This is a genomic window from Hyphomicrobium sp., assembly GCF_051860585.1.
Lineage (GTDB): Bacteria > Pseudomonadota > Alphaproteobacteria > Rhizobiales > Hyphomicrobiaceae > Hyphomicrobium_C.
Map to the genome: position 1 here is coordinate 1 of NZ_JBHYDS010000003.1, position 19883 is coordinate 19883.

The following is a 19883-nucleotide window of genomic DNA, read 5'->3' on the forward strand; positions in this document are numbered from 1 at the left end:
CGGGTAGGGCGCCGCCGCCACGTAGACCTTCCAGTCGAACGTGCGCCGCTTGCCCCACGCGTCGAAGCTCAGGCGCTCGACGACGGCGCGGGCCGTGTCCGTGATCACGTCGACCGAGCCGAGGTGGTCATCTCATCTCAGTGGCGCGTCTGCCCAATCTCATTGGTCAGTATTTCATCGACCGCCTTACGCAGAATACTCTCGAACTCTACAACTTGATCATCGTTCGCACCGAGCTCTTTGAGATGCGGTGTGGTTTCCGCAAGACCCCGTAGATATTCCCGCAGCTGCTCTTCAAATGTGCCCGAGACAAACACATCGTAATCAAGCTGTGGCGCGCAGTCATAGAGCCGTTCCTTCTTCCGCAACTTCGACCGTGCTGGATACCGATGTAGCGCCTCGTGTGGCATGGCGATGGGCACGTAGCGCACAGTTATCGGAAGGTCGGATAACTTATCCGATTTAGCGAAACCACTCTGCAAATAGGCGTCAACGGCCTTGCTGCAGCGCCGAAGTCCATCGGACGCATCTTTAAAAACCTCGGCTGACCACCTAAAATGCATGTTCCTAACTTACCTGCCGCTAAAGTTCAGTCTGGGGTAACTTCCATTTGCATACCGATATGTTTGCAATCTAACGAACTCATCCAAGTGGGCTGCATATCTCGATTGATAGTGAGCTTGAGGTTGGTAAATCACATTCTCTGCGTCGAGGTAGGCTTGTGTGTAGCGACGCGAACGGTCTTACGTCACTCCTATCCTATCAATGGCGCCAGAATTTTTATTGAGGAGGTAGTAAAGCTCAGTTCCGTCCATGTTGAGCGACGAGTTGAGGATCGCCTTGAACACCTGCCCGACGAACTTGAAGATCGACTTGAACACATTGCCGATCGACTTGAACAACCCCGACGCCGCCCGCCAAAAGCGAGCAGAAGCGCGAAAGCACCGTCTCGATGCCGGAGCAGCCGACAGAGGGGCCAACCACGAAAAACGCGCCCGGCTAGGGGCGCGTCAGCAGGCCTGATCAATGTCGCCAAGGGCTGGATGCCCTCGGCATGTCTGCGACAATAGCCGCGCCGGCGTCAGTAGATGAGCTTCAGCAAATCCTGACCGGCAGCCGACTCCAATTCCTTCTTGTCGATCGTGCCATCGTTGTCGGGATTGGCCGTCTTGAACTTCTGCTCGATGACCGCTGCATATTCCTTGGTGTCGAGCGTGCCGTCGTTGTCGGGATCCGCGGCCTTGAGCGCCGCCGCATCGAGAACGCCTGAAAGCTCCTTCTCGTCCAACGTACCGTCATTGTCGGGATTGAGCTTGGCGAACTTTTTCGTACCGCCGGCTTGTGCTTCCGCCAGGTCGATCGTGCCGTCGTTGTCGGGATCGAGCGCCTTGAGCGCCGCACTGCTGTCGCCCGATTGACCACACGCGGAAAGGCCCATGGCGCTCGCCAAAAGCAATGTAAGGGCAATTTTTTTCATAATGTCTCTCCTCGCCGTCTTACGAAAAACCCCGCCGTAGCTCTGGAAGCTTTGGTGGGGTTTCGAGATCCTGGGATCAGGACCGTTCGGCCAAGGAAGAAACGCGGTGTACAGGGAAAGGTTCCCGGCCAACGGCACCGCATGACGGCGGGATGCCCATTCGATCAGGCGGCTTCCTGAAGTCGGTCGCCATATAAATACCGACAAGTACGTGCGTCGACGGGTGCGTGTGGGTGCGTCCTCACCGGCTTCGAACGTCTCGCCGGCTGCCTTCGACCGACGCAGTGCAACATGAAAATGGCGGAGACGAGGGGATTCGAACCCCTGATACCCTTTAGGGGGTATAACGATTTAGCAAACCGCCGCCTTCAGCCTCTCGGCCACGTCTCCGGATTTCGCGAAGCACCCGTATAGAGGGGGGGTCGCCGCTTGGCAAGCGCTCCGCCACAGTGCGTCGCACTCCCCCAAAAAGGGCGCCGCACTCCTCCCAAAAGCGCGTCGCACTCCCCCCAAAAGGGCGCCACACCCCTTCCAGCCCGTTCGATTTTTTGCCCCAAACGCCGCGCATCGTTGCCCATTGGGAGCGTGACGCCGCGCCAAAGATCCGGCCGCCTACCGGCCGCTTGAGGCCCGGTCATGATTGGTGGCGTCATAGTCCCGTGCTAAGCACGAGGAAGCCGCGCATTCGCGCCACCACAAAACGAAAAACGTACACGGATGCGGAGTAAGGGGATGTTGAAACGCGGACGTATCGTCGGCTGGGCTGGCCTCGCACTCGCGTTTGCGCAACCGGCCGCCGCGCTCGAATACTGCGTCACCTGCGAAGGCCCTCCGGCCATGTATCGCTGCGTGATCGCCGGTACGCCGGAAGGTCCCGGCAAAAACGACAGCTCATCTCTCATGTGCATCTCGGAGATGGCCGCGCGCGGCGGTCACGAGAACTGCGCCGTTTCGCGCGGGGCTCCATTTCCCTGTCCCGGCCTGACGGCAAGCATCAAGCAGCCCGGGGTCATGCCCGCTGAACCGCCGGCCGCAGCAGCGTCGCCCGACAAGCAGGCGCCCCACGTTGCAGCGCCCACGAGTCCCACGCCGGTCGGCCCAGATGCGGCTTCGCCCGAGCCTGCCCCAGCCAAGGTCCCGCGCACGGTCGAAGAATTGGCGAAACAAACCGTCAAATCCTCGAAGGACGGCATCGACAAGGCCGGCCAGGCGATCGGCGGTACGGCCAAGAAAGCGGGCGAGCAGATCGGCAACGCCGGCAGCGCCATCGGCAGCGCGGCCACCAACACCTGGACTTGCCTTTCGTCGTTCTTCTCCAATTGCGGCGGCGAGACCAATCCGGAGCCGGCCGCACCTGCCGCCGCCCCGCCTCCCGGTCCCGCCGAGGGCGAACGTCCCCCGCACTGAATGAGCCGGGTGAGTCAGCCGGGCCACGGGCGCGGAATATTGCGCCGCCGCAAGCTTCCCGTCATCCGAATCGATTAACTTGCTCGCGTGAGGGAAGAATTGCCTCGCCGTACGACCGTGGCCTAGGCCGCCCGGTCGCTCGATTTGGTGCATGCGTCAGAGCCTTGGGACTGGAGTCCTTGAGCACTCTGAGCCAATACGACCGATCAGCTGGTCGCCGAACCCGGCGGGACGCATGGCAGCCCAGGACGGAGCTGTCAGAGGGAGCGTTCTCCGGGTGCGCAATGCACCGCACGACAAGTCCGTCCAGGACCGCCGTGTCCATTCCGACCCCGTCAGCACCGTCGTCGTCTCGTTTCGCCAACCCTGGCGAAGGGAGAGGTGTGTCGCGGCTGCGAGGGCCCCGTTCGCTCGGAACAGGACATCGGCACTTACTAGAAGATGGAGTGCACTATGCTGAAGCACCTTCGTCAGTGGTCCCCCGACGCATTGCGACCAAGGAGCGCCGCTCATACACATGAGCTTCGGCACGATATCGAATGGGATCTTGTACTCCTGTGGCGCCTAAAACCTCTTCATCCTCCATGTAGATCCTGATTGACCTTTAGCCGGCAGGGCGTGCGACCCGGAAGCTGGCCACAACAAACAAAGGCCGGTCCCGAAAGGGCCGGCCTTCTGTTTTCTGAAGTCTCGGCGATGCCGCCGAAGCCGAGTGGCAGCGGTTACATCGGCAACCGGGCGATCTGAGCGCCGAAGTAGTTGTCGACGGCCGTCATGATCGAGTCCGTCACCTTGTCGCGCCAGGTATCCGAACGCAGCAGCTCCGCGTCTTCCTTGTTCGTGACGTAAGCGAGTTCGATCAGCACCGAGGGAAACTTCGCCGTCTTGAGCACGCGGAACGCCGCCTGCTGATCGGGCTTGGCGCGCAGCTCCGTGCTGGCGCCCATGAATTCGATAACCGAGCGCGTGAACACGTTGGTCCGCTCCTGCGTCGCATCGACTTCGCGTCCGGCAAGATCGGCGAGGATGCCGCGCACCGCGGAAAGATCGTTGTCGATGCTGGCGGTCTTGATGGTCTCGACTTCGTCCTTGGAGAGGACGGCGCTCTTCACCTCGCCCTTGGCCGACCGGGACAAGGAGTTGGCGACCGACTCGCGCAGCGAATAGATCGTTGCGCCGCGCGCCTTGGAATTGCCACCCGCATAGTCCGCGTGCACGGCGATGAACAGGTTTGCGTTGTGGCCTTCCGCATAGCTCACGCGATTAGAAAGCTCGACGAACTCATCCTTGTCGCGCGTCATGAGCACCTTGTAGCGCCCGGTCTTCTCGAGCTTGTCGCGAAGCTTGAGGCTGAACGCCAGCACGACGTCCTTCTCGACGATCCCGTTCTTCATGGCGCCGGAGTCGTGGCCGCCGTGTCCCGGATCGATCACGATGATCGGCTTGAACGAGCGCGCGGCAGCTTCATCGGGCCGCACGGCTGGCGTCGGCAGCGGCGGCTGCACGTCGCCTGCGCCGAGCGAAAACGGCGACGCAAGTTTGACTTGCTGCTTTTTTGCCTTGCCCGATCCGACGGGCACGATGTCGAGCGCCAGGCGGTGCCCCTTCTCGCCCTTGGCATTCGCAGCCTGGATCACGGCGCTATCGACCACCACCGGCCGCGTCACTTCGATCACGACACGGGATTTTCCGGGGGCCGACTTGCCGGCATAGAACGAGCGCACGAGTCCGACGGCGATGTTCTCTTCCGGCTGCGGCGGCAGCCGAAGGGCGGTTTCAGCGATGTCGACGATGACGCGATTGGGATTGGAAAGCGAAAAGACCTGGAATTCGACCTGCTTGGGAAGTCCGATCAGGAAGCGGGTATGGGTGACGTCGCCGCCGAGGGCAGCAGAAGGAGCGTTCGCAGGGGGCGGCTTGAGCGCCCCCGCGGCAGCGCCGAGCGCGCCGGTCTCGACCACACCCTTGTCCTTCGCACCCGCCTTCGGCGGATCGGACGCTGCGCCAGCCGGTGCCGCCGCCGCGATCGCCAGGATCGCAAGCAAGGGCGCGCAGCGCGCAAGGGATGGGTGCAGCGCAAAGCGCTGCGATTTGGCATTCATCATCGTTGGTTGACCCCCGTCTACGCAACACGGTCCATTGGCGGGACAGTCATTCAATATTTGTAGATGATGGCGTTTTGCAGGACGCCATCAGGCTTTGTTATGGAATGAGAAAGGTTAATCAAATGCTAACGCCGAAGCGGCTTCGGCACAGCCAGCAATAAATTTGCGCGCAGTTTCAATCGGCTAATGATGATGGTTGATAAGGCGCTTACGGTTAATTTTCGGTTGCTGATCCAGCCCACCGTTCCATCGCGGCACCATCGCAATCCCGCGCGTCGACCCAGCGCTCGGTCCCGTCGCGGAAGGATTCCTTCTTCCAGAAGGGCGCCCGCGACTTGAGATAGTCCATCAGAAACTCCGCCGCCTCGAACGCGGCACGCCGGTGCGCTGCTGCCGTCACGACGAGCACGATCGGGTCCCCCGGGCGAAGCGGGCCGACCCGATGGATGACCGTCGAGCCGAGCAGATCGAAGCGGCTGCGCGCCTCGTCGTCGATGCGTTGCAGCTCCAGCTCCGTCATGCCGGGGTAGTGCTCGAGCGTCAGCAGCGCCAGAGCGCGCCCGTCCGCTTGCCCCCGCACGAACCCGGTAAACGTCACGACGCCACCCGCATCCGCAGATCCAGCCGTCAGCGCTTCGACCTCGGCGCCCACGTCGAACGGCTCGCTCTGGACCCGCACGGCCATTGCATCAACCGCCGGTGACAGGCGGGAAAAACGCGACTTCCTTCGCGCCCGCCAGCAGGTGCGCGGGTTTCACATGCGTCTGATCGAGTGCCACGCGGACGACGCCCGCCGTGTCAAACGCGGCGTCGTACTCCGCGCCCTGCGTCTTGAGCCATGCCACCAGGTCGGCGACCGTGGCAACGCCCGCGGGAACCTCGATGCGCTCCTCGGCGCGGCCGACCTTCTCGCGCACCCACGCGAAATAGCGCACCGTCAGCACTTGGCTGGCAGCCGCTTGAGGACGGAGGCTCTCGATCGTCGGGGCCGTCGGCACGGGCGCGTTATCCTTCTATGGCGTGATGCACGCCGGCTTTTAGATAGTCATAGCCGGTCCAAAGCGTAAGAACCGCCGCCAGCCACAGCAGCGCGATCCCGGCGGTGGTCGTGCCCGGCACGATCACATCCCCCGCCGGCCCGGCGATCAGAAACGCCAGCGCCACCATCTGTGCGGCCGTCTTCCACTTGGCGAGCGCCGTCACATGCACCTTCACATTGAGTTCGGCGAGGAATTCGCGAAGGCCGGAGACGAGAATTTCGCGGCACAGAATGACGATCGCCGCCCAGATCGACCAGCCGTCGATGGTCTTGTCGTGCACCAGCATGATCAGGGCCGCGCCGACGATCAGTTTATCCGCGATCGGATCGAGCATGCGCCCGAGCGTCGACTGCTGCTCCAGGCGGCGCGCAAGGTAGCCGTCCAGCCAGTCCGTGATCGCGGCCGCCACGAACAGCCAGAATGCGGCCCAGCGGCCAGGCTCCCCTTCCACGAACAGCAGGCACGCCACCAACGCCGGAACGGCGGCGATGCGCGCGTACGTGAGCACGTTCGGCAGGCTGATCGCGTTCGGGCGGCTTGGGATCGAAGGGTCCATGAACTTAAGCTAACACCATCGCCACACACGCCAGTCAATGGGGTACCGCGTCCCGGCTCCATCACACTCGAAGCTTGCGCGGCGATCTCAGAGGGATTATTCGGAAATTTGACTTGTCCACAGGCAAACGGACATCCCGCGGGACTAAACCGCCCGATTCGCCGTTGTGGTTGCAGGACTGTCAAGTAGCCGGATTAGTACAGCGTGTCGGCTGCAGATCGTCAGCGCCTCGAGTATGCCGCGTATACTGGCAAGGAGGCGCCAAAGAGACGGAGTAGGAGCGAAAGCTCCTGCTCCGTTTTTTTTATGCAGGGCTCTTGCCTCCGGATGGGCGGGGACGCCGATACGGTTCAAGCGGCCTTCGGCCCGCCGGAGACGATCTCGCGCGCAAGCAGGAAGGCGTCGCGGAAATCGAGCTCAAGCGCGTCCTTCGAATGGATCATGCGCTGGAACAGGCCCGCCTGCGTCTTGTACTTCACGTCGCCGATCGTCAGCGCACCGACGCCGAGCGTGCTGCAGCCCGGCAGCGGCGTACCGTTCATGAAGAGGTCGATGCCCTCGACACCGTAGGGCGTGACGGCATTGACGTCGGCCGTCACGAGCAGACCCGGCGCGCGCGCAAGCTGACGGCGCGTGAGAATGTTCACGCCTGCCGGTCCCGCCGTGAAAATCACGTCCGACGTGCGCAGGATTTTCGCCTTGAGCGCATCCGTATGGCCGGCCACGGGCTTGAGAGACACGTTGAAGGTATCCGCGGCGAACTCTGCCGAAGCGATCAGCGGCTCCAGAGTGTCATGCGCCACGACACGTACGTCCGCGCCTTCGTTGGCCGCGATCACGGCCGATGCAAATCCGACCACCCCCGTCGCGCCGAACACGGCGACGCGAAGACCGCTGAACCCGCGCGAGAAATTGCGTGCCAGCACGCGTTCCACACAGGCGACCATCGCGGCCGCCGTGGTGAACGACCCGCCAGGATCTGCGAAAACGGAAACTTCGAACGACGGCACCATGGCGTGCCGCGCGGCGTTCATCATTTCGAGGGCGAGGGTAATATCCTTGCCGCCGATGAATATGCCGGTTCTCGCATTCGGCGGGCGCGAAAAGATCGCATCCTGCACCAGCGCGCCGACATCGGAAACACCGACATTGTCGTAGGGGAGCACGACCGTATAGCCGGAATCGACGGCCATATTGCAATCGAACGGGCTCATGAATTTCTGCGGCGACAGCATATAGAGAATGGGCAGCGTGCCGGGGGCAACGGCCTTCTCTTGCGCCTTTTTCCGCGAGCGGCTTTTGGCTGTTTTTGGAACTGCGGCTTGGGAGGCGTCCGCGCGCTTTTTGGAGCGCTTCTTTACGGCGGGGACCAGGTCGCCATGCGGCGCACGGACAGGCTCGCCACTCAGCATGTCTACACTCAAACGCATCTTATAGTTCCTTAAGGCCCCGCAGGACACGCAAACCAAAGTTCGCAAGTTCGGCTGCCCAAGGCACTCGGGAGTCTCCGCATCACGCACAGAGCAGGATGACAGTCGGTGGTTTACAAAACCCGTACAATTTGTTCTGAACACACAATTTTTGCCAGTTCAGCATGCGGCAAAGGCGCGAGAAATAGGCGACTCCGGCGATAAATTATTTCGCGGGTATTAACGCCGGCGGAAACCGATTCAATTTCGCTTCTCGTGAAAGAAATCGTAAATCTTTCGGGCCATCTCGCCGGAAATGCCGTCGACCGCCGCGAGGTCGTCCACGCCTGCACGCGAAACGGCTTTTGCCGAGCCGAAATGCTTGAGCAACGCCCGCTTCCGCGTCGGCCCGATGCCCGCGATATCATCCAGCGGATTGACGCCGAGAGATTTGGCCCGCTTCGCCCGATGCGTCCCGATCGCGAACCGGTGCGCCTCGTCGCGCAGCCGCTGCACGAAGTACAGCACGGGATCGCGCGGCTCGAGCATGAACGGCGCCCGGCCCGGCAGATGGAAGTGCTCCCGGCCCGCGTCCCGGTCCGGACCTTTGGCGACGCCCGCCAGATGAATGCCCGTGAGCCCGAGCGCCGCCATGACTTCGGACGCGACCGAGAGCTGCCCGGCGCCGCCATCCACGAGCACGAGGTCCGGCCGCTCCGGAACGGGTTCTCCGACCGAAACCTCATCCGACACCGGATCTGACGCGGGATCGGACGACGGATCAAACGACGCATCGCCGCCCGCACGCTCAGCTTCTGCCACAGTCTCCCAAAGCTCGGCCTCGGCCGTCGGCTTCGGCGCCTCCGCCTCGTCTTCCGCGAGCCGGCGGAACCGCCGCTCCAGCACCTCGCGCATCATGCCGTAGTCGTCGCCGGGCGTGATCTCCGAGCGGATGTTGAATTTCCGATACTGCCCCTTCGCGAAGCCTTCCGGGCCCGCGACGATCATGGCGCCAACGGCATTCGTGCCCATGATGTGGCTGTTGTCGAAAACCTCGACGCGCCGCGGCGGCCGCGGCAGACCGAACCGCTCGCCGAGCGCCGCCAGCAACGTCCGCTGCGACGAGCTTTCGGCAAGCCTGCGCCCCAGCGCTTCGCGCGCGTTGGTCAGGGCGTGCTCCACGAGCCCGGACTTCACGCCGCGCTGCGGCGTACGGATCTCGATCCGGCGATCCGCCTTGATGGAGAGCGCTTCCTGCAGCACCGCCACGCTCGGGATCTCGTGCGAGAGCAGCACGAGCCGCGGCACCGGCTTGTCGTCGTAGAATTGCGCGATGAAGCTGTCGAGCACGTCCTCTTCGGTAAGCGAACGGTCCGCTTTGGGATAGTACGCGCGGTTGCCCCAGTTCTGTCCGACGCGGAAAAAGAACACCTGGATGCAGGTCTGCCCGCCCTCCTGGTAGGCGGCGAACACGTCGGCTTCCTCGACGCCCTCCGGATTGATGGTCTGCTCGGACGTGACGTGCGCCAGCGCCCAGAGCCGGTTGCGAAACCGAGCAGCAGCCTCGAATTCGAGCTGCTCGGACGCCTCCTGCATGAGCTGCTGGTACATTTCCCGCACCGACTGGCTTTCACCCTTGAGGAACCGCAGCGCCTCGTCCACCAGCGCGCCGTAGTCCTCGAGACTGATCTCGCCGGTGCACGGCGCCGAGCAGCGCTTGATCTGATGCAGCAGGCACGGCCGCGTCCGGCTCTCGAATACGCTGTCCGAGCACGACCGCAGCAGAAACGCCCGCTCCAACATGTTGATGGTGCGGTTGACCGCGCCCGCCGAAGCGAACGGCCCGAAATATTCGCCCTTCACGGTGCGCGCGCCGCGGTGCTTGAGGATCTGCGGGGCGCCCTGGTCGCGCCGAATGAGAATGTACGGAAACGACTTGTCGTCGCGCAGCGTCACGTTGAAACGCGGCCGGAAGCGCTTGATCAGGTTCGCTTCGAGCAGCAGCGCCTCGGCCTCCGTGCGCACCGACACGAACTCCATCGACGCCGTCGACTGGATCATGCGGATGGTCCGGTTCGGCAATCCGGCGAGCCGCGTATAGTTCGACACCCGCGCCTTGAGATTGCGCGCCTTGCCGACGTAGACGACGTCGCCGCCGGCATCGAGCATGCGATAGACGCCGGGCCCCGACGACAACGTCTTGAGATAGGCATGAATGACCTCGGGCCCGGTCCTCGGCGGCGTTTGAGGTTGAGGCGCGTGCTCGTCGGGAAGCGCGGCGCCGGGCGCAAGAGGCGCCCTGGTCGTAAGGGACGCGGAGGGCGCAAGGCCGTCGCTCGGTTTGTCGTCGGTGTTGGGCATGGCGGGAACATTGGCGGCCCGGCTCCGCGCGTCAACCCGGCTCCACGGGTCAAGCAGGGACGAATTGTCGTATTAGGGCTATTTCGCCACAAATCCGCCCGGACGCTGCTGACCTTGGGGTCTGGGAGAGCCTTCTGAGTGCTTCCGGAAAAGTGGGAACCGGTTTTCCGATAAGAAGCACGACCAAACAGAGGGCTAGAGCCTTTTGGCGATTCCACTTAATCGCGGAAAGGCTTTAGTGAAACAGTTCCGACATCCGAGACCCGGTGCCCCGGAGGCGTGGCCCATGCGAGTCCTGACCAGAGTCCTGACCGCTGTCGTTGCCGCCGCCGTGCTGGTGCTGTCGCCGGCCGTCGCCCAACAGAAGGCCAAGCGCGCCCCGGCTCCCGCTCCGGCCCTGGAGTTCAAGCGCTCCGAGCACGTGCTCAAGTGGATCAACGAATACCGCCGCGCGCCGGACCCCTCGAAGCTGCCCGAAGTCGTGCACGCCATGGGCGATCTTGGGCTCTTCCGCGAGCTGGATCAGGCCGGCGTCTATATCGGCTTCACCGCCGGCGTCCTTGGCTCGAACCCGGACAAGGCGGAGAAGCTCGTGGCCGGCATGTTCCCGATGCCGCCCGAAGACCAGGTCGTGCTGATCCGCGCCATCGCCTACTCGGGCCTGCCGGGCTGGAAAGACCTGCTGCAAAAATTCGTCGAGCGCATGCCCGCGCGCATGGTGCTGCTTCGCAAATATCTCTACGGCGACGGCAAGACCCTCGCCGAACTCCCGGTCGACGCGTACGTCCTCGATACGCTCTGGGGCTACTACTTCGCCACCGGCGATGCTGAGCCGGTGAAGCGCATCGTCGGTGCGCTCGCCTGGTCGCTGGACCAGAATGACGTCGAAAAACTCACCATCGGTTCGATGGCGAAATGGACGCTCGCCACCAACGCGTCGCGCGAGAAGGAGCTGCTCGACATCCTGGCCGAGGAGATGAACACGCAGCCTATCGAAGTGCGAAAGCCGCTGCGCGAGGTCATCGAGGCCGCCGAAACCTTCGAAACGGGCAAGATCCGCAAGGACGCCCTCGCCGCCGTTGAAGAACTGAAAACCAAGGGCTCGCTCAGCTCCCGCAATTACTCGTGGTGGGGACAGGCGGGACAGACCGCGCTGGCCCTCGGCTGTGTCGGCGCGGCGGCAGGCGGCCTAGTGGTGGCGGGCATCCCCTGCGTTGTCGGCGGCGCGCTCTCGACGGCCGCCTTGAAATACTTCGCACCCGCGCCCTGAGACTTCGCCCCAGGGCAATGACCCTCACGCCAAGACTGCTGCGCCCTGCGGAAAATGCGGCGCACGCGCTCGCTTTTGATCGGGGCGGTCATTGGAGAAAGGCGCGAACCACGTCTATCGTCGCCTTCGGGTTCTCCTCCATGATCCAGTGGCCAGCGTCCGGCACGATTGCTTCATGCACGTCGTCGGCGGCAAACCGCATGACGGTCGCCATCATGGGCCCGAAAGATTTCTCCCCGCCCACGGCGAGCACGGGCATCTTCAACTTGCCCTTTGCCATGAACGCCTTGTTGTCGGTCGCATCTTGATCGAATGCGGCGAATTGCGCGAAGCCGGAATGCATCGCGCCGGGCAGCGCATAGAGCGCGGCGTAGTGCTCACGCGCAGCGTTGCTGAAACGCGCAGGTGTCGCCGAGAACTCATTCCAAAAGCGATCGAGATAGATGCGCTCACGTCCGGCGACCAGACGCTCCATATCAGGGCCGCCGAAGCGGAAGTGCCAGAGCAACGGGTTCTTGAGGATCTCCTCCCAGGGCCCGACGCCGGGAACAGGTGCGTCGATCAGCACGAGTTTTCGCACGCGCTCGGGGTGTTGGGCGGCGAAAGCGTAGGCGACCATGTTGCCGATGTCGTGAGCGACGATCTCGACGCTGTCGATGTTCAGCTTGTTCAGAACGCCTTCGACATCGCCAGCCTGCGTTTTCTTGTCGAAGCCCGCGGTCGGTTTCGACGACAAGCCAAGGCCCCGCAGGTCGGGTACGACGACCGTATGATCGCGCGCAAAATCGACGGCCATTGGCACCCACATGTCGCCGGTTTCGCCGTAGCCGTGCAGCAGCAGGACGGCCGGGCCATGCCCTCCGACGCGCACATGGATCGTTGCACCGTTGGTGGTGACCTCCTGGGTGGTGAAATTCTCCGGGAAGGAAAGCTCTTCGGCGGCACAAGGAATTGCCGTTAAAGACACGGCCAACGCGACAAGGCTGCGGAGCATGGATCACCTGGGTTGGCGGGCGGCAGCCACGGCCTGTGGGCGCGCACGTCGGAGCCCCGACTTGTACCACAACATACAAGTAGCGGCGTGATTGTCGTCCCGTCTGGACCGGCATCAGGCAGGTCGGTGCGGCCAGGTCGCTCGGCGATATCGGCAACGCAATCGGCAGACCTCGCGTGTTCGAACCCGTAGTCGAAGACTCGCCGTTACGCGGGCCGATTGTCCTCGAAACGCGCGATCTCGGTTTCGAGCTGGCCGGTCAGCGCGAGCTGCACCATGCGCATGTCGCCTCTGAGCGACCACAACGGGTTTGAGAATGTCGCCGGCATGTTCTTCTCGAAGACAAGGTGGCTGATCCAGGCAACCCCATAAGCGATGCCGATAGCGCCAAGCGCCCACAAGGGCTCGCCATAAGCGACACACGTTGCGGCGATGCCGAAGCCAAGCAGCGTTCCAAAAACGTGAGACGATCGCGTTTTGTGGCTGGAGTGCGCTTCGAGGTAATGAGGCCAGAATTCTTCGAAAGAGGCAGGCGCGGTCATGTCGGTCTCCCTCAGGCGCTACTCGCAGACGCCATTGTATTGCTCGGAAACGCAGAAGGTAAGACTGTGGTTCGTCCCCCTCGCTGAGCCAATCTACCGATACGCGATTTTGAGCACTATTCCCCAGGTGACTCGAGCGGAGATGTGAAAAGCAAGCCGCGTAAAAATCGCGGAGCGAGCGTGATCGACGACGCAATCACCGACAAGAACGAGCAGCGGCCGGCGTCGCACGAAGCACCCGCTCACTGCGGGCAGAGCGTCCGCGCGTGCGTCAGTGCGGCTTCCTTGGAGGGATAAACGCCAAGGGCTTCGCCGCCCTGCGGCCGCGCGTCGATGAAGCTTCGCGCCATGCTCTCCTCGAACCCGTCGAGCACCGAAAGCGCGATGTAGTGCACGTCCGCGCCGACCGGGCTCTTGACCAGCACCGTTGTGTCTCCCGCGAAAGTCGCCGTTTCGACGATGCAACGTCCCGGCTTCACGCCGAGACCGGAGGGCGGCAGGAAGGTCGACTTCGACGCCTGCACGGTTGCCGTGGGAGGGACCTCTTCCGAAGGCGCCAACGTCGCAAGCGTCTGGACGTCGGCATTGCTCGGAGGCGGCGGCCCCATCACCACGTCATTAGCGCCGGTGTTCGCCGCGGCGTTCGCGCCGGCATTCGTGGGGGTAGCCGTAGCGGCAGGCGGTGGAGGCGGCCCCGCGGGCTCCGGAACAGTGGCGACCTTCGAAGGCGTGACCGGCGCCACAACGGCTTCGGCTGTGCTGCCCGCGGACACGCTTGCGTCGGCGAGAGCCGTGGGCGGCGTGAACAAAGCGAAATGCGGCTCTTCCGCCGCAGCACCCGCCGCGAGCGCAGGAGCCGCATCCGCGACGATCTCGGGCGCGCTAGGCGCGTCGGCGTCCGGAGCAGCGGCGGCCTCGGCTGCGGCAGCGGCCGGCGTCCCAACATCTTTTGCGTCGGCCTGCGCCGAAACAGTCGCGATCGTTTTACGTTTCGGCGCCGGCATCGCATCGGCCGACGCCTGCGCCTGATCCTGGCGCCACACGGTGCGGACGGGTGACCCCGCCTCCTGCGGCGAAATGGGCTGGGCGTCCGAGGTCCGCTGCCACGGCAGCACCTCGACCTCCTGCCGTTTTCCGCCGCCCCCCGACGGACAGAACTCGGCGCGGAACTTCTGCGCCACCCACTCGATGGAATTGCCGTACTTCGGATCGACAGCCCAACGCTTGGCGAGATCGGAGAATCGGACCGGCCGGCGCAGCTCGCGAGACTTTTCGAGAATATGCACCTGCTTCAACTGCGTGCGTTGCGCGACGGGGTTCGGCACTTCTTCCCCGGAGTAGGCGACCAGATGCTGGATCTGCCCCAGCACGCCGGTGCTCACGTCCGGAAAGCTGTCGCCGGGCACTCCGCCGCCGGTCGTGCCGATGCCTGCGAAATTGTTCTGCTTGGGATCGACATCGCCCATCCGCCCATTCGGCGCGCGATAGGTGAGAAAGTTCGTCTCGATCGCCATCTGGAAGAACGCATAGTCCCACCGCACGCCCCAGCGTTCGCCGTGGGTCTTGTAGAAGGACGCGATCTTGCTGAAGCGCGGAGACAGCGCCGCGTTGCGCCGCTTGAGAAAGGCCATCAGCCGATCGGGCGTGGCGCAAGCGGGCACCGGGTTCGCTTTGGATACCCGGATCTCCGGCAACTCGCCGGCGGCCAGTGCACCACCCGATCCGGCGAGAGCTGCGAGAAGCCCGGCCGCGAACGGCAAGCGGCGCGACGGCCGGACACGGGACAGGCCCGAGAACAATGCGATCATGAGACGCCTAACTTTACGCGAGGAACAGGAGAAACCAGGCGGGATGATGAGACGTCAGTTCAGCCTTCCGGGCAGAGCTCGAATGCTTTTTCGAGCGCCTGCGACTGGGTCGTGAATTCACCGATCGACTGCCCGCCCTTGGCATAGGCGCTGATATAGGCGTCGGCCTCGCGCTTTTCGGCGCCGTCGTTCACGTCGAGCACCGTGTAGTTCACGGTCGCATCCACGACGGCCTTGATGATGATCGCCTTGGCGCCGCCGTAGCTCGCTGTCCACACGCGGCACTTGCCGGATGCGGCGGCGGGCTTTTCGACCTTGCCGGCATTCTTCAGGGCTCCTGGCAGAGCCGCCACTTCGATCGCCTTGCCGGTCTCTGGCGCGGCTTTCTCAGCCCGCGCCTTGACACTGGCTTCGGCCTTGGCAGTGGTGTCAGCCTTAGCACTCGCATCAGGCTTGGCGCTGGTTTCGGCAGCGGCTTCCGTCGCTGGAGGTGCGCCATTGAGCAACGTGATCGGCGGCGTGGCGGCCGCAGTCTGCGTCGCGGGTTGGGCGCTCGCACTGGCCTCTGCGCTGGCAGCCTTCGCCGGCTTCTCGTCGCCCGAGGGAGCGGCGCCCAGCGCGGCGCGGATCGATCCGCCGCCTTCGGCCTTGGCCGCTTCCAGCGCCCGCTTCTGCGCTTCGAGACCGCGCGTCATGGGCGGCGTTTCAGCTTTGGCGGCAGTCTCGGCGACTGCGGTGGTATCCGGTCCGCTCACGGCCGCGACAACCTCGGCCTGCGGGTCGGGCTGTTTGCATAGGCCGTCGAAGAACCGGTCGGCGATCGTGTCGACGTCGCTGGCATACCTGCGGCTACCGGGCGCCCACTTCTTGGCCATCTGGCTGAACGTGATCGGCCCCGAAAGGCCCTGCTGCCAGGACGTGAGGACGCCCCACTCTTGAATGTTGCGGGTGCGCTCCGCGACGGGGCTTTCCACCCGCTCGCCCGAGTACATCACGAGATGCTCGATATGCGCTTGGACGCCGGTTGAAACGTCCTTGAAGCTCTCGCCCCGCGCGCCGCCGCCGATGGCGCCAAGACCGGCAAAATTGTTCTGCTCGGGCTTCACGTCGCCCTTGTAGGTGAGATAGCCGGTCTCGAGCAGCATCTGGAAGAACGCGTAGTCCCAGCGGATGTGCCGCGCCTCTCCGTGGCGCATGTAGTCGGCTGCGATTCCATCATAGCGGGCATCGAGCTTCGGGTTACGTTCGCGAATGTAGGCGATCAGCCGGCCCGGCGTCGCACACTCGGGGACGCGGTTGCTCTCGCTGGATTTGATGGGCGGAAGATCCGCGGCTGCAGCCGCGGCCGGAAGCGCAATGAGTGAAGCGACGATTGCCACGCCGGAACGAAAAGACCTTGATCGGCAGGTCATGGGACACCCCAGTTTTCTACGCGGCGCCGAGAGCGGCTACGCCTCGCTGATGCATATGCGAGTTCGCCGCCCGATGGGCACCCTACAATCCGAGCATTGGTTCCTAAGCCCTTAAGCTTAAGAGCTGGTTTACACGCGAATTGAAGGGCGACAGATGAGATCTACCCCTGACGTAGCTTTGGGGCGCGAGTGGGGGCGGGAAAGGGAGGAATTGTGGCGCAAAGCGGCGCAGATCGCCGCGACCGGAGCGGCAAGGCGAAGCGTCGAGATTGAAGGCCCCGGGCGGCGTCGAGGCCCACGCCATCAATCGCAGCGCGCATCATAGCATCCGCGCGTCGTAACCCGTTGCGCAACCGAGCCGATAACAACCAACTGCCCTACACCGCCGGGTCGGACCAGGTCAGGTGCTGCCCGCCGTCAAGGGCGATCATCTGCCCGGTCAGCGACGGCGAGCCGAGGATGAACTGCACCGCCGCCGCGATTTCTTCCGGCGACGGCCCGCGCTTGAGCAGCGTCGCGTGCGCTTCCCGCGCAAAATCCAGCTCCGTCTGATGGACGCTCTTCAAAACCGGACCGGGCCCGACCGCATTGACGCGGACCCGCGGCGCCAAAGCCTGGGCGAGCGTCCGCGTGGCCGTCCACAGCCCCGCCTTCGAGATCGTGTAGGAGAAGAAGTCGGGCGTCAGCTTCCACACCCGCTGATCGATGATGTTGATGACGTTCCCGGGCGCCCCGTCCGGCAAATTGAGGAATAGCGATTTCGCAAGAAAAACCGGGGCCTTGAGATTGATATCGAGATGGGTGTCCCAGGTTCCGGGCGTCGCCGTCGCGACCGAATCGACGAGGAATTCCGAAGCGTTGTTGATGAGGCAAAGCGGCGGCCCGAGCGCAGCCCGGCAGCGCGGAATGAGCTCATCGACGTCCTGCTGCGAGGCAAGGTCTGCGGCCAGAGCAACGGCCTTGCCGCCGAGCGCCCGGATTTCGCTGACGACCGCCTCGGCTTCCCCGGCCGACCGCCGATAATGCACGCAGACTTGCCAGCCGCTTCGCGCCAGCTCGAGCGCGATCGCGCGGCCGATGCGCCGGGCGCTGCCGGTGATCAAAACGGTCGGCGCAGTCCCACCGGGAGTGGACATATCGAAGTTCCTGTCGAAGTGCGGACGGGGTGCCTGAGACGGTCTGGCCCTGTCGTGCCGGTATGGCCTATTTCGCACACGCAATCGAGAGCGGAGCGGCCTGAAACGACTCCGGAAAACACCATTGCGAAACCGCCGGACGGCCCGGCCCCGTCCACCTCGGTCCAGACGAGCCTGGCGACCGCACAAACACTGTGCAATCACCTCCCAAATTTCAGTCACTTTCCGTCGACGGATGCTCGTGATTTGGGCTGTTTATGAGCAAGTTGTGACCATTATTCGCTCAACGTTGCTGCTGGGAAACACCCCTGAATGTGAGCATGCATCGAGACCGTCATAGTCCTTGTTCGGGCGGCCAAGATTGGGCCTCTATGGTCTCAAGACGCGCCGTCAAACGGCACAACACGCTCACATCTTGCCTGTCTTGAACGAAGGTGTGTTGGCGTGGACGTGGGGGCGCAGGGACTTCGAGTGTGGGATTTTTGGGGGTTAGAGGTACGATGTCGATGAAATCAAATATTGCGAAAACGGCCGGCGCTGCAGCAGTCGCGCTTTTGGCACTGTCGGGCGCCGCGTCCGCTGAAGATCGCGCGTTCGGCTGGTCGGTCAATGTCGGCGGCACGAGCGACTATATCTTCCGCGGCGTTTCGCAGACGGACGGCGACCCCGCCTTCCAGGCCGGCGCGGATTTCACTTACGGCATCCTCTATGCCGGTATCTGGGGCTCGAACACCGACGACGCCTTCACCAACTCGTCGGCTGAAGTCGACTTCTATGCTGGCATCAAGCCGGTTCTCGGCCCTGTCACCTTCGATTTCGGCATCATCTACTACTACTACCCGGGTGACGACTTCGACGTCGCCGACTACGTGGAAGGCAAGGCCGGCGCGAGCATCTCGCCGGTCAAGAACCTCTCCCTGGCGGCCACGCTGTATTACACGGACGAAGGCACCTTCAACACGGGCGAGATCTTCACCTACGAAGGCACCGCCGCTTACACGCTTCCGTCGGTTGGCATCTTCACGCCGACCGTGAGCGGCCTTGTCGGTCACTCGGAATTCGACGATTTCAGCGCTCTGTCCTACACCTACTGGAACGCTGGTATCGCCCTCGCGGTCGAGAAGTTCACCTTCGACTTCCGCTACTGGGATACGGACATCGACATCATCAGCGCCACCGGCGAGAACCTCTCGGACGAGCGCTTCGTGTTCACCGCCAAGCTCGCACTGCCGTAAATCGGCAGTCGGCTTCAGATCCGACATGCAACGGGGCCTTGATCGGCCCCGTTGTTTCTCAATCGAACCAGAAGGTTCTAAACAAACGTCTGCCGCCGGAAAGTGCGTGGCCAACCTGCCACAAGCCTCGCAAAAGCTAGGCTCCCAAGGCAAAAGCGCTTGTTTCCTCTGCGTGAACGCGTTCTCCTAAACCACCGCATTATCCGGCCATGATTCTTCATGGCATCTTGAAGGGGGATTATCCATGTTCGGCCTGCACAGCACGGCTCGCACTATCGCGGCAGGCGCCGCGGCGCTTTTCTGTCTCACTGCCCCGGCACTCGCCGATGAACCTCGTGAGTTCGAGTGGTCGTTCACTGTCGCCGGCACGAGCGACTACATCTTCCGCGGCATCTCGCTGAGCGGCGAAGACCCGGCCCTCCAGGCATCGATCAACATGTCCTACGGCATCTTCTACGCCGGCCTGTGGTCATCGAACGTAGACGGCGCAGGCTATGCGCCAGTCGAGGTTGACGCCTACATGGGTATCAAGCCGGTTTGGGGACCCGCCACCTTCGACTTCGGCGTCGTCTATTACACGTACCCCGGCGGCGATCCCGGCGGCACGTTCGGCCTCGACTACGTTGAGTTCAAGGCCGGCGTCTCTGGCTCGCCATTCAAGAACTTCACGGTTTCGCCGACCTTCTGGTTCACCCCTGACCAGGAGAACTACGTCGAGACCTACACGATCGAAAGCACCTTCGCTTACGCGCTCAATCCAGTTGGCATCTTCACGCCGACCGTGAGCGCACTCGTCGGTTACACCGAAGGCGACGGCGGCTCGGGCATCTTCCTCGGCGAAGATGACTACACCTACTGGAACGCTGGCCTCGCTCTTGCGGTCGAGAAGTTCACCTTCGACTTCCGCTACTGGGATACGACGCTTGCCAACGGCGGCGGCGGCCTTGCCGACGAGCGCTTCGTGTTCACGGCATCGATCACGCTGCCCTAATCGCGCAGCAATCGAACGTTTCAGAACGGGGCCCTTCACGGGCCCCGTTCGCGTTTCAGGACCTGAACGCTCATAACCGCACCAGGAAATATGCGTCTACCTGGCGTCGCCGGGGCCGCCTGAGCCTTCACGATCTTGTC

The 19883-nt window shown here is 63.3% G+C and carries 18 protein-coding genes and 1 tRNA gene; 4 read left to right on the forward strand and 15 right to left on the reverse strand.

Features of this window, described 5'->3' with window-relative positions; translation table 11 throughout:
* Positions 1-137 precede the first annotated feature (137 nt).
* The 4 genes from ACTIFK_RS05650 to ACTIFK_RS05665 form a co-directional block, all read right to left on the reverse strand.
* Positions 138-563, reverse strand: coding sequence for a hypothetical protein (locus tag ACTIFK_RS05650; RefSeq protein WP_439542080.1), 426 nt, complete (start codon positions 561-563; stop codon positions 138-140).
* 180 nt (positions 564-743) lie between these two features.
* Positions 744-902, reverse strand: coding sequence for a hypothetical protein (locus ACTIFK_RS05655; protein ID WP_439542081.1), 159 nt, complete (start codon positions 900-902; stop codon positions 744-746).
* 179 nt (positions 903-1081) lie between these two features.
* Entirely contained in the window at positions 1082-1477 is a 396-nt protein-coding gene (locus ACTIFK_RS05660; RefSeq protein ID WP_439542082.1) for an EF-hand domain-containing protein, read from the reverse strand.
* A 298-nt stretch (positions 1478-1775) separates the two neighbouring features.
* Positions 1776-1867, reverse strand: a tRNA-Ser gene (locus ACTIFK_RS05665).
* Positions 1868-2209: 342 nt separating this feature from the next.
* Here ACTIFK_RS05665 and ACTIFK_RS05670 point away from each other — a divergent pair.
* On the forward strand, positions 2210-2884 hold the full coding sequence (locus ACTIFK_RS05670; RefSeq protein WP_439542083.1) for a hypothetical protein: 675 nt from the start codon (positions 2210-2212) through the stop codon (positions 2882-2884).
* Between the two features lie 722 nt (positions 2885-3606).
* Here the strand turns inward: ACTIFK_RS05670 and ACTIFK_RS05675 are convergent.
* The 6 genes from ACTIFK_RS05675 to uvrC form a co-directional block, all read right to left on the reverse strand.
* A complete protein-coding gene (locus ACTIFK_RS05675; protein WP_439542084.1) occupies positions 3607-4989 on the reverse strand; it encodes an N-acetylmuramoyl-L-alanine amidase in 1383 nt (460 codons plus the stop codon).
* A 214-nt stretch (positions 4990-5203) separates the two neighbouring features.
* On the reverse strand, positions 5204-5674 hold the full coding sequence (locus ACTIFK_RS05680; protein WP_439542085.1) for a molybdenum cofactor biosynthesis protein MoaE: 471 nt from the start codon (positions 5672-5674) through the stop codon (positions 5204-5206).
* 4 nt (positions 5675-5678) lie between these two features.
* A complete protein-coding gene (gene moaD / locus ACTIFK_RS05685; protein ID WP_439542446.1) occupies positions 5679-5930 on the reverse strand; it encodes a molybdopterin converting factor subunit 1 in 252 nt (83 codons plus the stop codon).
* 64 nt (positions 5931-5994) lie between these two features.
* Positions 5995-6585 (reverse strand): CDP-diacylglycerol--glycerol-3-phosphate 3-phosphatidyltransferase, encoded by a 591-nt coding sequence (pgsA, locus tag ACTIFK_RS05690; RefSeq protein ID WP_439542086.1) that lies wholly within the window; start codon positions 6583-6585, stop codon positions 5995-5997.
* A gap of 350 nt (positions 6586-6935) precedes the next feature.
* A complete protein-coding gene (locus tag ACTIFK_RS05695; RefSeq protein ID WP_439542087.1) occupies positions 6936-8015 on the reverse strand; it encodes an NAD(P)-dependent methylenetetrahydromethanopterin dehydrogenase in 1080 nt (359 codons plus the stop codon).
* 240 nt (positions 8016-8255) lie between these two features.
* Positions 8256-10355, reverse strand: coding sequence for an excinuclease ABC subunit UvrC (gene uvrC / locus ACTIFK_RS05700; protein WP_439542088.1), 2100 nt, complete (start codon positions 10353-10355; stop codon positions 8256-8258).
* A gap of 286 nt (positions 10356-10641) precedes the next feature.
* Between uvrC and ACTIFK_RS05705 the strand changes: the two genes are divergently transcribed.
* A complete protein-coding gene (locus ACTIFK_RS05705; RefSeq protein ID WP_439542089.1) occupies positions 10642-11625 on the forward strand; it encodes a hypothetical protein in 984 nt (327 codons plus the stop codon).
* 88 nt (positions 11626-11713) lie between these two features.
* On the opposite strand, the gene ACTIFK_RS05710 is transcribed toward ACTIFK_RS05705, so the two are convergent.
* The 5 genes from ACTIFK_RS05710 to ACTIFK_RS05730 form a co-directional block, all read right to left on the reverse strand.
* Positions 11714-12619, reverse strand: a complete 906-nt coding sequence (locus tag ACTIFK_RS05710; RefSeq protein ID WP_439542090.1) for an alpha/beta fold hydrolase — start codon at positions 12617-12619, stop codon at positions 11714-11716.
* A gap of 206 nt (positions 12620-12825) precedes the next feature.
* The gene (locus ACTIFK_RS05715) at positions 12826-13161 is read right to left on the reverse strand and encodes an Mpo1-like protein (protein WP_439542091.1); all 336 of its coding nucleotides are present in this window, start codon (positions 13159-13161) and stop codon (positions 12826-12828) included.
* Positions 13162-13403: 242 nt separating this feature from the next.
* Complete coding sequence (locus ACTIFK_RS05720; RefSeq protein ID WP_439542092.1) at positions 13404-14969, reverse strand: glucosaminidase domain-containing protein; 1566 nt, start codon at positions 14967-14969, stop codon at positions 13404-13406.
* Between the two features lie 59 nt (positions 14970-15028).
* Positions 15029-16381 (reverse strand): glucosaminidase domain-containing protein, encoded by a 1353-nt coding sequence (locus ACTIFK_RS05725; protein WP_439542093.1) that lies wholly within the window; start codon positions 16379-16381, stop codon positions 15029-15031.
* Between the two features lie 377 nt (positions 16382-16758).
* Positions 16759-17517 carry an SDR family oxidoreductase gene (locus ACTIFK_RS05730; protein WP_439542094.1) on the reverse strand — a complete coding sequence of 253 codons (759 nt, stop codon included), beginning with the start codon at positions 17515-17517 and terminating at the stop codon, positions 16759-16761.
* 506 nt (positions 17518-18023) lie between these two features.
* Here ACTIFK_RS05730 and ACTIFK_RS05735 point away from each other — a divergent pair.
* Together ACTIFK_RS05735 and ACTIFK_RS05740 are read left to right on the forward strand one after the other, a co-directional pair.
* Entirely contained in the window at positions 18024-18752 is a 729-nt protein-coding gene (locus tag ACTIFK_RS05735; protein WP_439542095.1) for a TorF family putative porin, read from the forward strand.
* Between the two features lie 244 nt (positions 18753-18996).
* A complete protein-coding gene (locus ACTIFK_RS05740; protein WP_439542096.1) occupies positions 18997-19743 on the forward strand; it encodes a TorF family putative porin in 747 nt (248 codons plus the stop codon).
* The last annotated feature ends 140 nt before the right edge of the window (positions 19744-19883 follow it).

Coding starts and splice junctions, on each gene's coding strand:
- ACTIFK_RS05650 (WP_439542080.1), bottom strand. CDS start 563: ATGCATTTTAGGTGGTCAGCCGAGGTTTTTAAAGATGCGTCCGATGGA.
- ACTIFK_RS05660 (WP_439542082.1), bottom strand. CDS start 1,477: ATGAAAAAAATTGCCCTTACATTGCTTTTGGCGAGCGCCATGGGCCTT.
- ACTIFK_RS05670 (WP_439542083.1), top strand. CDS start 2,210: ATGTTGAAACGCGGACGTATCGTCGGCTGGGCTGGCCTCGCACTCGCG.
- ACTIFK_RS05675 (WP_439542084.1), bottom strand. CDS start 4,989: ATGATGAATGCCAAATCGCAGCGCTTTGCGCTGCACCCATCCCTTGCG.
- ACTIFK_RS05680 (WP_439542085.1), bottom strand. CDS start 5,674: ATGGCCGTGCGGGTCCAGAGCGAGCCGTTCGACGTGGGCGCCGAGGTC.
- pgsA (WP_439542086.1), bottom strand. CDS start 6,585: ATGGACCCTTCGATCCCAAGCCGCCCGAACGCGATCAGCCTGCCGAAC.
- ACTIFK_RS05695 (WP_439542087.1), bottom strand. CDS start 8,015: ATGCGTTTGAGTGTAGACATGCTGAGTGGCGAGCCTGTCCGTGCGCCG.
- uvrC (WP_439542088.1), bottom strand. CDS start 10,355: ATGCCCAACACCGACGACAAACCGAGCGACGGCCTTGCGCCCTCCGCG.
- ACTIFK_RS05705 (WP_439542089.1), top strand. CDS start 10,642: ATGCGAGTCCTGACCAGAGTCCTGACCGCTGTCGTTGCCGCCGCCGTG.
- ACTIFK_RS05710 (WP_439542090.1), bottom strand. CDS start 12,619: ATGCTCCGCAGCCTTGTCGCGTTGGCCGTGTCTTTAACGGCAATTCCT.
- ACTIFK_RS05715 (WP_439542091.1), bottom strand. CDS start 13,161: ATGACCGCGCCTGCCTCTTTCGAAGAATTCTGGCCTCATTACCTCGAA.
- ACTIFK_RS05720 (WP_439542092.1), bottom strand. CDS start 14,969: ATGATCGCATTGTTCTCGGGCCTGTCCCGTGTCCGGCCGTCGCGCCGC.
- ACTIFK_RS05725 (WP_439542093.1), bottom strand. CDS start 16,381: ATGACCTGCCGATCAAGGTCTTTTCGTTCCGGCGTGGCAATCGTCGCT.
- ACTIFK_RS05730 (WP_439542094.1), bottom strand. CDS start 17,517: ATGTCCACTCCCGGTGGGACTGCGCCGACCGTTTTGATCACCGGCAGC.
- ACTIFK_RS05735 (WP_439542095.1), top strand. CDS start 18,024: ATGAAATCAAATATTGCGAAAACGGCCGGCGCTGCAGCAGTCGCGCTT.
- ACTIFK_RS05740 (WP_439542096.1), top strand. CDS start 18,997: ATGTTCGGCCTGCACAGCACGGCTCGCACTATCGCGGCAGGCGCCGCG.